This is a genomic window from Pseudomonas sp. NBRC 111123 (assembly GCF_001320205.1).
Taxonomy (GTDB): Bacteria; Pseudomonadota; Gammaproteobacteria; order Pseudomonadales; family Pseudomonadaceae; genus Aquipseudomonas; species Aquipseudomonas putida_J.
On the sequence record NZ_BCAZ01000058.1, the window covers coordinates 25278 to 36500 of the forward strand.

Annotated in this window: 9 protein-coding genes; 7 read left to right on the top strand and 2 right to left on the bottom strand. The window is 63.9% G+C overall.

Annotation, left to right across the window (positions count from 1 at the left end):
* Nucleotides 1-179: 179 nt before the first annotated feature.
* Nucleotides 180-1859: an AMP-binding protein gene (locus APH27_RS22745; RefSeq protein ID WP_027919684.1), complete on the bottom strand. Its 1680-nt coding sequence runs from the start codon at nt 1857-1859 to the stop codon at nt 180-182.
* A 322-nt stretch (nt 1860-2181) separates the two neighbouring features.
* Here APH27_RS22745 and APH27_RS22750 point away from each other — a divergent pair, with 322 nt between their 5' ends.
* Genes APH27_RS22750 through APH27_RS22765 form a run of 4 tightly spaced genes read left to right on the top strand, consistent with a single transcriptional unit; the run spans nt 2182 to nt 7740 of the window.
* Nucleotides 2182-3345, top strand: coding sequence for an isovaleryl-CoA dehydrogenase (locus tag APH27_RS22750; RefSeq protein WP_027919683.1), 1164 nt, complete (start codon nt 2182-2184; stop codon nt 3343-3345).
* 19 nt (nt 3346-3364) lie between these two features.
* On the top strand, nt 3365-4972 hold the full coding sequence (locus APH27_RS22755; protein ID WP_060485964.1) for a carboxyl transferase domain-containing protein: 1608 nt from the start codon (nt 3365-3367) through the stop codon (nt 4970-4972).
* 3 nt (nt 4973-4975) lie between these two features.
* Nucleotides 4976-5791, top strand: coding sequence for a gamma-carboxygeranoyl-CoA hydratase (locus APH27_RS22760; protein ID WP_027919681.1), 816 nt, complete (start codon nt 4976-4978; stop codon nt 5789-5791).
* Nucleotides 5788-7740 carry an acetyl/propionyl/methylcrotonyl-CoA carboxylase subunit alpha gene (locus tag APH27_RS22765; protein WP_060485965.1) on the top strand — a complete coding sequence of 651 codons (1953 nt, stop codon included), beginning with the start codon at nt 5788-5790 and terminating at the stop codon, nt 7738-7740. Before APH27_RS22760 ends, APH27_RS22765 begins: the two co-directional genes overlap by 4 nt.
* A gap of 118 nt (nt 7741-7858) precedes the next feature.
* On the opposite strand, the gene APH27_RS22770 is transcribed toward APH27_RS22765, so the two are convergent.
* A complete protein-coding gene (locus APH27_RS22770; RefSeq protein ID WP_060485966.1) occupies nt 7859-8566 on the bottom strand; it encodes a LexA family transcriptional regulator in 708 nt (235 codons plus the stop codon).
* A gap of 88 nt (nt 8567-8654) precedes the next feature.
* Between APH27_RS22770 and APH27_RS22775 the strand changes: the two genes are divergently transcribed.
* The 3 genes from APH27_RS22775 (at nt 8655) to APH27_RS22785 (ending at nt 11143) form a co-directional block, all read left to right on the top strand.
* Entirely contained in the window at nt 8655-8966 is a 312-nt protein-coding gene (locus APH27_RS22775) for a DUF6124 family protein (RefSeq protein ID WP_027919678.1), read from the top strand.
* A 433-nt stretch (nt 8967-9399) separates the two neighbouring features.
* Nucleotides 9400-9915, top strand: coding sequence for a DUF4880 domain-containing protein (locus APH27_RS22780; RefSeq protein ID WP_027919677.1), 516 nt, complete (start codon nt 9400-9402; stop codon nt 9913-9915).
* 79 nt (nt 9916-9994) lie between these two features.
* Entirely contained in the window at nt 9995-11143 is a 1149-nt protein-coding gene (locus APH27_RS22785; protein ID WP_027919676.1) for a M14-type cytosolic carboxypeptidase, read from the top strand.
* Nucleotides 11144-11223 lie beyond the last annotated feature (80 nt).

An 11223-nucleotide genomic window follows, 5' to 3' on the forward strand; every position in this document is an offset into this window, starting at 1 on the left:
TCAGGCCATGGTGCCAGCCCTGGCGCATGGCTTGAGTCATATAAACAAGGCTGACAACCATGGCCTGACAGGCATGGCCACGTTGCAACAGATGTAGGAGCGGATTTATCCGCGATGCGCCGCGCGGGCGGCGCTCGATCTCGGCCCCAGCAAACATCCCACGACAAGCCCTACCAGCCTCACGCAGTCACACCTGCAATCTCCGCCACACTGATCTCCCTCATCCGAAACTTCTGCACCTTCCCCGTCACCGTCATCGGAAACTCGTCGACGAAACGGAAATGCCGCGGCACCTTGAAGTGGGCAATGCGCGCCTTGCACCAGGCCTGAAGCTCTTCAACCGTGGCACTGTGCCCTGGGTGCAGCTTGATCCAGGCAACGATTTCCTCGCCATAACGGCTGCATGGAATACCGACCACCTGCGCATCGGCTACCGCCGGATGGGTGTAGAAAAACTCCTCCAGTTCCCGCGGGTAGATGTTCTCGCCACCGCGAATGATCATGTCCTTGTTGCGCCCGACGATGCGCACATGGCCGTGCTCATCCATCACCGCCAGGTCGCCCGAATGCATCCACCCCGCCGGGTCGATGGCGTCCGCCGTGGCCTGGGGGTTGTCCCAGTAGCCGAGCATCACGCTGTAGCCGCGGGTGCACAGTTCGCCGATCTCGCCGCGAGGAACGATGCAGCCATCGGCGTCCACCAGCTTGGTCTCCAGCTGTGGCTGGGTGCGGCCGACCGTGGTCACGCGCAGTTCCAGTGCGTCATCCGGGCCGGTCTGCAGGGATACCGGGCTGGTTTCGGTCATGCCGTAAGCGATCTGCACCTGGGCCATGTGCATCTGGTCGATGACCCGGCGCATCACCTCGATCGGGCAGGTGGCGCCGGCCATGATGCCGCTGCGCAAAGTGGAAAGATCCAGCTGCTGCCGTGACGGGTGATCGAGCATGGCGATGAACATGGTCGGCACGCCATAGAGAATGCTGGCGCGCTCCTCGGCCACGGCGCGCAGGGTGAGTTCGGCGTCGAAGGCGTCGTTGGGGTAGACCATGGTGCTGCCGTGGGTGATGCAGCCGAGGTTGGCCATGACCATGCCGAAACAGTGGTACAGCGGCACCGGGATCACCATGCGGTCGCGCTCGGTCAGGCCCAGGCTTTCGCCGACCATGAAGCCGTTGTTGAGGATGTTGTAGTGGCTGAGCGTGGCGCCCTTGGGTGCGCCGGTGGTGCCGGAGGTGTACTGGATGTTAACCGGCTGGTCGAACTGCAGGGCCTGCTGGCGGGCAATGTAGGCTTGTGCCGCAGTTTGCCCTGCCCTTTCGGCCAGGGTGTGCCAAGGCAGGAAGCCGGCAGGCGGCTTGGCCGCCAGGCTTATCACCCCGCGCAGGTCCGGCAGACGCTCGCAGTCAAGTTCACCAGGCGCAACGTGGGCCAGTTCTGGTGCCAGTTCCTGAACCATGGCGTGGTAGTCGGAGGTCTTGAAGGCATCGGCACACACCAGCCACCGGCAGCCGGACTGGCGTAGTACGTACTCCAGTTCACCCACACGGTAGCCCGGGTTGATGTTGACCAGGATCGCACCGACCTTGGCGCTGGCCACTTGCAGAATGCACCACTGGGCACAGTTGGGTGACCAGATGCCGACCCGGTCGCCCGTGTTCACGCCCAGGGCCATTAGGGCGCGGGCGTGCAGGTCGACCTGTTCGGCCAGCTGCCGCCAGCTGTAGCGCAGGCCCTGGTGGCGCACCACCAGCGCTTCGCCGTCGGTGCAGCGGGCCACGGTGGCATCGAAGGCCTGGCCGATGGTCTGGGTCAGCAGCGGTTGGTCCTGGCGACCGCGGGTGTAGCTTGGTTGACTCATGGGTGTCCCTTCTTGTGGTTGTTCTGGGCACGGCTGAAGCGAGCTGGGAATACTCTGGCGCAGATTTACGTTTACGTAAAGGTGATGAGTCGATTGACAGTGATCGATGGCAGGTTTACGTTAACGTAAAGGTGATGAACGACACCTGGTTTGCCGGCGCACCGCCGACCCTGCGGGAGCGGGTTCACCCGCGAATGCGATCATTCAGGCAATGACGGTGGTCCTGCTGAAGCATTCGCGGGTGAACCCGCTCCCACAGGGCCGGCGCAGAGCCCTTGAGCTACGGTGTAACCCAATTTCAAGAACAAGAAGGTGCTCCCCCATGCATTACCCCTCTTTGAACTTCGCCCTGGGCGAAACCATCGACATGCTCCGTGACCAGGTGCGCACCTTCGTCGCCGCCGAGCTGGCCCCACGCGCCGCGCAAATCGACCACGACAACCTGTTCCCCGCCGACATGTGGCGCAAGTTCGGTGACATGGGCCTGCTGGGTATCACCGTGCCCGAAGAGTACGGCGGCGCCGGCCTGGGCTACCTGGCCCACGTGGTGTCGATGGAAGAAATCAGCCGCGGCTCGGCCTCGGTCGCCCTGTCCTACGGCGCGCACTCCAACCTCTGCGTCAACCAGATCAACCGCAATGGCACTCACGAGCAAAAGCTCAAGTACTTGCCAAAGCTGATCAGCGGCGAGCACATTGGTGCCCTGGCCATGAGCGAGCCCAACGCCGGTTCCGACGTGGTATCGATGAAGCTGCGCGCCGAAAAGCGCGGCGACCGCTACGTGCTCAACGGCAGCAAGACCTGGATCACCAACGGCCCCGACGCCAACACCTACGTGATCTACGCCAAGACCGACCTGGACAAGGGCGCGCACGGCATCACTGCGTTCATCGTCGAGCGTGACTGGAAAGGCTTCAGCCGCAGCAACAAGTTCGACAAGCTAGGCATGCGCGGCTCCAACACCTGCGAGCTGTTCTTCGACGACGTCGAAGTGCCGGCAGAAAACATTCTCGGCCAGCTCAACGGCGGCGTACGGGTGCTGATGAGCGGCCTGGACTACGAGCGCGTGGTGCTCTCCGGTGGCCCCACCGGCATCATGCAAAGCTGCATGGACCTGGTGGTGCCTTATATCCACGACCGCAAACAGTTCGGCCAGAGCATCGGCGAGTTCCAGCTGATCCAGGGCAAGATCGCCGACATGTACACCCAGCTCAACGCCAGCCGCGCCTACCTGTATGCCGTGGCCCAGGCCTGCGACCGTGGCGAGACCACCCGCAAGGACGCCGCCGGGGTGATTCTGTACACCGCCGAACGCGCCACGCAAATGGCCCTGGAAGCGATCCAGATTCTCGGCGGCAACGGCTACATCAACGAATTCCCGGCTGGCCGCCTGCTGCGCGACGCCAAGCTGTACGAGATCGGTGCCGGCACCAGCGAAATCCGCCGGATGCTGATCGGTCGCGAACTGTTCAACGAAACCCGCTGAGCACAGGGGACGGGCGCACATGGCTACCTTGCACACCCAGATCAACCCGCGTTCGGTGGAGTTCGCCGGCAACAGCGCGGCCATGCTCGAACAGGTCCAGGCCCTGCGCGGCCTGCTCGCCCAGGTGGCCCAGGGCGGCGGGCCCAAGGCCCAGGAACGGCACACCTCGCGTGGCAAACTGCTGCCACGCGAGCGCATCGACCGCCTGCTCGACCCAGGCTCGCCGTTCCTGGAGATTGGCCAACTGGCCGCCCATGACGTGTACGGCGAAGAGGTACCGGCCGCGGGCGTGATCGCCGGCATCGGCCGCGTCGAAGGCGTGGAATGCATGATCGTGGCCAACGACGCCACAGTCAAAGGCGGCTCCTATTACCCGCTGACGGTGAAGAAACACCTGCGCGCGCAAACCATCGCCTTGCAGAACCGCCTGCCGTGCATTTACCTGGTGGACTCCGGTGGCGCCAACCTGCCGCGCCAGGACGAAGTGTTCCCCGATCGCGAGCACTTCGGGCGAATCTTCTTCAACCAGGCCAACATGAGCGCACTGGGCATCCCGCAGATCGCCGTGGTGATGGGCTCGTGCACCGCTGGCGGTGCCTACGTGCCGGCCATGGCCGACGAAGCGATCATGGTGCGCCAGCAGGCGACCATCTTCCTTGCCGGGCCGCCGCTGGTGAAAGCGGCAACCGGTGAAGTGGTGAGTGCCGAGGACCTGGGCGGTGCCGATGTGCACTGCCGCACCAGCGGCGTCGCCGACCACTACGCCGACAACGACGAACACGCCCTGGCCATCGCCCGGCGCAGTGTCGCCAACCTCAACTGGCACAAGCTCGGCAAGCTGCAGCGCCAGGCCCCTGTGGCGCCGCTTTACCCTGCCGACGAGCTGTACGGCGTGGTCCCGGCCGATGCCAAGCAGCCATTCGACGTACGCGAGGTGATCGCGCGTCTGGTAGACGGCTCGGCGTTCGACGAGTTCAAGGCGCTGTTCGGCACTACCCTGGTCTGTGGCTTCGCCCACCTGCACGGCTACCCGGTGGCGATCCTGGCCAACAACGGCATCCTCTTCGCCGAAGCCGCGCAAAAAGGCGCGCACTTCATCGAACTGGCCTGCCAGCGCGGTATCCCGCTGCTGTTCCTGCAGAACATCACCGGCTTCATGGTCGGCAAGAAGTACGAAGAAGGCGGCATCGCCAAGCATGGCGCCAAGCTGGTCACCGCCGTGGCCTGTGCCCAGGTGCCGAAATTCACGGTGATCATCGGCGGCAGCTTCGGCGCCGGCAACTACGGCATGTGTGGCCGTGCCTACGACCCGCGATTCCTGTGGATGTGGCCCAACGCGCGCATTGGCGTGATGGGCGCCGAGCAGGCCGCCGGGGTGCTGGCCCAGGTCAAGCGCGAGCAGAGCGAGCGCAGCGGCCAGGCCTTCAGCGCCGAGGACGAGGCCAGGCTCAAGCAGCCGATCCTCGACCAGTACGAGCATCAGGGTCACCCTTACTATTCCAGCGCCCGCCTGTGGGACGACGGTGTCATCGACCCGGCGCAGACCCGCGACGTGCTCGGCCTGGCGTTGTCCGCCGCGCTGAATGCGCCGATCGAACAGAGCCGCTTCGGCATTTTCCGGATGTGACCCATGAGCGATTTCAGCACCCTCGAAGTGACCCGCGACCCGCGCGGCTTCGCCACCCTGTGGCTCAGCCGCGAGGACAAGAACAACGCCTTCAACGCGCTGATGATCCGCGAGCTGATCGTGGCCCTCAACCAGCTGGCCGAAGACACCAGCCTGCGCTTTCTGCTGCTGCGCGGCCGTGGCCGGCACTTCAGCGCCGGCGCCGACCTGGCCTGGATGCAGCAATCGGCGCAGCTGGACTTCAACACCAACCTCGATGACGCCCGCGAACTCGGCGAGCTGATGTATGCCCTGCACCGCCTCAAGGCCCCGACCCTGGCCGTGGTGCAAGGCGCCGCCTTCGGTGGCGCGCTGGGCCTGATCAGCTGCTGCGACATGGCCATCGGCGCCGAAGACGCTCAGCTGTGCCTGTCGGAAGTGCGCATCGGCCTGGCCCCGGCGGTGATCAGCCCGTTCGTGGTCAAAGCCATCGGCGAACGCGCCGCGCGCCGCTATGCCCTGACCGCCGAGCGTTTCAGCGGCGTGCGTGCCCGCGAGCTGGGCCTGCTGGCCGAGGTGTACCCGGCCGCTGAACTGGACGCACAGGTGCAAGCCTGGGTAAGCAACATGCTGCAGAACAGCCCGCAAGCGCTACGCGCCACCAAGGACCTGTTGCGCGAAGTGGACGACGGCGAACTCAGCCCGGCCCTGCGCCGCTACTGTGAAAACACCATCGCCCGCATCCGCGTCAGCGCCGAAGGCCAGGAGGGCCTGCGCGCCTTCCTGGAAAAACGCCGCCCCGCCTGGCAAATCGACGACAAGAAGGAGCCGCGCCCATGAGCCGCCCCGCTTTGACCACCCTGCTGGTCGCCAACCGTGGCGAAATCGCCTGCCGGGTGATGCGCACCGCCAAGGCCATGGGCCTGACCACTGTCGCGGTGCACAGCGCCACCGACCGTGACGCCCGCCACAGCCGCGAAGCCGACATTCGTGTCGACCTGGGCGGCAGCAAGGCTGCCGACAGCTATCTGGTGGTCGACAAGATCCTCGCCGCGGCTAAAGCCAGCGGCGCCCAGGCCATCCACCCAGGCTATGGGTTCCTCTCCGAAAACGCAGGCTTTGCCCGCGCCATCGAAGCAGCCGGGCTGATTTTCCTCGGCCCACCGGCCAGCGCCATCGATGCCATGGGCAGCAAGTCGGCAGCCAAGGCGCTGATGGAAGACGCCGGCGTGCCGCTGGTGCCCGGCTACCACGGCGAAGCGCAAGACCTGGACACCTTCCGCGCCGCCGCCGAACGCATTGGCTACCCGGTGCTGCTCAAGGCCAGCGCCGGTGGTGGTGGCAAAGGCATGAAAGTGGTCGAGGAGGAGAGCCAGCTGGCCGACGCCCTGGCCTCGGCTCAGCGTGAGGCCCAGTCGTCGTTCGGCGATGCGCGCATGCTGGTGGAAAAGTACGTGCTCAAGCCACGCCACGTGGAAATTCAGGTGTTCGCCGACCAGCACGGTAACTGCCTGTACCTCAACGAGCGCGACTGCTCGATCCAGCGCCGCCACCAGAAGGTGGTGGAAGAAGCGCCAGCGCCAGGCCTGTCGGCCGAGCTGCGCCGGGCCATGGGTGAGGCGGCGGTACGCGCGGCCCAGGCCATCGGCTATGTCGGTGCAGGCACCGTCGAGTTTCTGCTCGACGCCCGTGGCGAGTTCTTCTTCATGGAGATGAACACTCGCCTGCAGGTCGAACACCCGGTCACCGAAGCCATCACCGGCCTCGACCTGGTGGCCTGGCAGATTCGCGTGGCCTGCGGCGAGCCACTGCCGATCACTCAGGAACAGGTGCCGCTGATCGGCCATGCCATCGAGGTGCGGCTGTATGCCGAAGACCCGGCCAATGAATTCCTGCCGGCCACTGGCAAGCTGGTGCTGTACCGCGAGTCGGCGCCGGGTGAAGGCCGCCGGGTGGACAGCGGGGTCAGCGAAGGTGACGAGGTATCGTCGTTCTACGACCCGATGCTGGGCAAGCTGATTGCCTGGGGCCAGGACCGCGAGCAGGCACGCCTGCGCCTGCTGGCGATGCTCGACGAATTCGCCATTGGCGGGTTGAAGACCAACATCGCCTTCCTGCGCCGGATTCTCGCGCACCCGGCCTTCGCCGCGGCCGAGCTGGATACCGGGTTCATTCCACGCCATCAGGCCACGCTGTTGCCGCCACCACAGGCTTTGCCTGCGGGCTTCTGGGAAGCAGCGGCTGAGGCCTGGCTGCAAGGCGAGGCGCCGCACCAACGGGCCGACGATAGCCGCTCGCCGTGGGCCGAGCGCAACGGCCTGCGCCTGGGGTTGCCGGCACGCAGCAGTCTGCATCTGGTGAGTGGTGGCGAACGCCAGGCGGTCGCCCTTGAGCGCAGTGCTGCTTCGACCTGGCAGCTGAACGGCGAACAGCTGGGCCACGACCAGGGTGGTATACGTCGCCGTCATCTGGCGGTGCGCCGCGGTGGCACGCTGTTCCTGCGTTGGGATGGCGAGATGCATGCAGTCGAAACCTTCGACCCGATCGCCGAGGCGGAGGCCAGCCACAGCCATCAGGGCGGGCTGGGTGCGCCCATGAACGGCAGCATCGTGCGGGTGATGGTGGCGCCTGGGCAGGTCGTGGAGGCTGGAACGGCACTGGTGGTGCTGGAGGCGATGAAGATGGAGCACAGCATTCGTGCGCCCCATGCCGGGACGGTGAAGGCCTTGTTTTGCCAGGAAGGGGATATGGTCAGCGAGGGTACCGTGCTGGTTGACCTGGCCGAGTGAGGCATACACGGGCCGCTTTGCGGCCCTTTCGCGACACAAGGCCGCTCCTACAAGAGACCGCATTTTCCTGTAGGAGCGGCCTTGTGTCGCGAAAGGGCTGCGCAGCAGCCCCGGCAATCTAGAAGGCCCCGTGCACCCGCACGACTACCCCGAGAAACTCGCAACCCGCTTCACATACCAGCGTCGGATAACTGCCGTTCAGCGCCTTCAGGTACTGTTGCCCACCCTCCTCGGCCAGCTCACGCAGAATCGCCGTCTTGCCCGGCTGCCGGGCAATCACCAGCCGCCCCGGCTCTACCTCCAGCCCTGGGTCCACCAAGACCCGCATGCCCTGCGGCACACTGCGGCCACTGGCCGAGCTCATCGCATCATTTTCCACGGTCAGCCAGAACGCCTTGCCCTGGGCCAGGTAGTCGGTCTGCTCGAATACGCCAGGCGCGGCAATTTCTGCAGCGCTCAGCTCATCCCAGGCCAGCACAGGGTAGCGGAAGCACACGATGTATTGCATGAGGTCCAGGTCGTCATCGCTGTCACCCACTTCGTAGAGGCCACGTTCCTCGCCAACCTCACCGTGAATGCGCAGCTGCAGGCTGACGCTGTAGTGGGGCATACCAATCTCGACAAACGTGCGATTCATCGACTCGATCTTCGGCTGCCGCCGCTTGTTCAGCCAATGGCCCACGCTGCCTTGAGACACACCAACGCGCTCGGCAAGCTGCTCTTGAGTGAGGCCTAACTCCTCCATCCGGTCACGGACGAGGGCAATCCATTTATCCATATTCATCGCTGGCACGATACGGACTGGCTTCTGCCGCTCAATAAACATTCTGTATTATTTATTAAAGTTCACAAAAATACTTCAGGTATTACCATCAGGCAGAACCCTTTCCCTACTGGCTCTAGCAGGTATCAGGATGAAACCACCGAAAGACGACGTAACAGATTTAGACAGCGAAGCGGCCCGTCGCGCCCTCGACTACTACCTGAACCCCAACCCCACGCGCCCCAGCGCGCACACTCAGATCTGGACCTTGCACGCCGGCGTCACCGCTGAGCAGGCCCAGGACCACGCCATCGAGCTGCTGCGCTGTGCTGCCGCCACCGCCCACGAAACCGCCACCCACCAGGAGGGCAGTACCCGCGAGCTGACGTTCGCGCTGATGCACATGATCGATATGGCCAGAGCCCTGCTGGAGCACAGGCGCGCCCTGCAGAACGGGCTGTAGGTAAAAGCAGAAGGGAGAACGTGATGGCCGGCTACCGGCGAAAGGCCCCGATTGCCGGGACAAGGAAGCGCACCGGTAAAACTTTTTTACCGGATAAATGAAAATTCATTTGACTGGCAAATGATAACGATTATTATTGCACTCAGCTGATCGCGAGATCTGCTGGATAACCCGGAGCTTAGGTCGCTCCAGATTATCTCCTCATCAGGCTAATCACGGTTTTTGACCCGGCTTTTTGCCGGGTCTTTTTTTTGGCTCTTCAGGCTAATGAAGATCGTTGATGGCGCGCATGATAGCAAAAGTGTTTCAGAGCGTGAACGCTCATTACAAATCTTTGCGGAATCAGCACTTGAGAATCAATCTCGTTTTGACTACGCTGTTTCTGCATCAAGGACGATGCCCCCACCCCTACCCCGAGAGCAAGGAGCTGTCCATGAGCCGTCTGCTGCTGCCCCTTGAGCACCCCACGCCTGCCAGCGAGCATGCTGCCGAGAATGAGCTGCTGTACGCTCTCAAGCGCCTGCCCCGGCGCGTACAGCAAGTGTTCCTGCTCAACCGCCTCGATCAGCTGGACTTTGCCGGCATCGCCAAGCGCCTCGACCTCCCGCTGCTCAGCATCGAACGCAACATGAACCAGGCCCTGCAAGTGGCGCAACCACGCGGGGATGCACTGGCCAGTGTGGCCGGGCAATGGTATGTGCGGTTGCAAAGCCCCGACGTGACGTCGTGCGAGCGCATCGATTTTCGCCGTTGGCTGGATGCGGCACCTGCGCACTTGCAGGCATTTCATGCTACCGAGCTGCGCTGGCGCAGCCTGCTCGCCCCGGCACGAGAGCTGGGCCACGATGGCTGGTATAGGCAAGGGCGTGCGGCCATTTCGGTGGGTGGGTGTTCGGTGGCAGTCGGGCTGGGTGTGGCTGCAGTGCTGCTGTTTGGCTACTGGGTGTGACTTGATACCCAATGGAGACGCAGCAACCTTGCCAAGCGGTGTACAGTAGCAGTCACAACAATGCCTAAGGAGTCTGGCAATGACCGTGACGCTGTCCCCCCTGAAAATCGACTGCGATTTCGATTCCGGCAACATCCAGGTACTGGATGCCAGCAACCCGGCCCAGGTGCGCCTGGCCATTCGCCCGGACACAAATAGCGGCCACTTCCAGTGGTTCCACTTCAAGGTCAGCGGCCTCACGCCGGGTCAGGTCCATCGCTTCAGCCTGGACAACGCCAGCGAGTCTTCCTACAAGAACGCCTGGAGCGGCTACAACGCCGTGGCCTCCTACGATCAGCAAACCTGGTTCCGTGTGCCGAGCCGGTTCGATGGCAAGGCGCTGTCGTTCGAGATCAAGGCCGAGCAGGCGCAGGTCTGGTTCGCCTACTTCGAGCCCTACCCGCGTGCACGCCACAACCAGCTGATCGAGCGCGCCCAGCAGATACCGGGCGTCGAGCTGCTGGCCCACGGACGCAGCGTGCAAGGCCGGGATATCCCGCTGCTGCGTGCCGGTGATGGCGCTGAAGGCAAACGCAAGCTGTGGCTGATAGCCCAGCAGCACCCTGGCGAGCACATGGCCGAATGGTTCATGGAGGGGGTGATCGACCGGCTGCAAGCCAATGACCCGACGGTTCGCAAACTGCTGGAAAAGGCCGACCTGTACCTGATCCCGAACATGAACCCGGACGGTGCCTTCCTTGGCCACCTGCGCACCAACTTCAAGGGCAAGGACCTGAACCGGGCCTGGCAAGATGCCAGTGTCGAGTTGACCCCGGAGGTGTTCTTCGCCCAGGCGCAGATGAAGCAGTACGGGGTGGATGCGTTCATCGATGTGCACGGGGACGAGGAAATTCCCCATGTGTTTACGGCAGCCTGTGAGGGCAACCCGGGATACACGCCGCGGCTGGCCAAGCTGGAGGAGCAGTTCCGCTCGACCTTGTGCAGTGTGACCAAGGACTTCCAGGCAGTGCATGGTTATACCCGGGACGAACCGGGGCAGGCCAATACCACGCTGGCGTGCAATGCGGTGGGGATGGCGTATGACTGCCTGTCGCTGACGCTGGAGATGCCGTTCAAGGACCATGACGATGCGCCGGAGCCGGTGGCCGAGTGGTCGGGGGCGCGGTCCAAGGCGTTGGCCGGAGCGGTGCTGGAGACCTTGCTGAAGATGGTTGGCGATCTGCGCTGAGCAGGCCCGGCCTCTTCGCGGGTAAACCCGCTCCCACAGGATCACCACAGTCTCGGACATTGTGCAGTTCCTATGGGAGC

Coding starts and splice junctions, on each gene's coding strand:
- APH27_RS22770 (WP_060485966.1), bottom strand. CDS start 8,566: ATGTTTATTGAGCGGCAGAAGCCAGTCCGTATCGTGCCAGCGATGAAT.
- APH27_RS22765 (WP_060485965.1), top strand. CDS start 5,788: ATGAGCCGCCCCGCTTTGACCACCCTGCTGGTCGCCAACCGTGGCGAA.
- APH27_RS22775 (WP_027919678.1), top strand. CDS start 8,655: ATGAAACCACCGAAAGACGACGTAACAGATTTAGACAGCGAAGCGGCC.
- APH27_RS22750 (WP_027919683.1), top strand. CDS start 2,182: ATGCATTACCCCTCTTTGAACTTCGCCCTGGGCGAAACCATCGACATG.
- APH27_RS22780 (WP_027919677.1), top strand. CDS start 9,400: ATGAGCCGTCTGCTGCTGCCCCTTGAGCACCCCACGCCTGCCAGCGAG.
- APH27_RS22785 (WP_027919676.1), top strand. CDS start 9,995: ATGACCGTGACGCTGTCCCCCCTGAAAATCGACTGCGATTTCGATTCC.
- APH27_RS22745 (WP_027919684.1), bottom strand. CDS start 1,859: ATGAGTCAACCAAGCTACACCCGCGGTCGCCAGGACCAACCGCTGCTG.
- APH27_RS22755 (WP_060485964.1), top strand. CDS start 3,365: ATGGCTACCTTGCACACCCAGATCAACCCGCGTTCGGTGGAGTTCGCC.
- APH27_RS22760 (WP_027919681.1), top strand. CDS start 4,976: ATGAGCGATTTCAGCACCCTCGAAGTGACCCGCGACCCGCGCGGCTTC.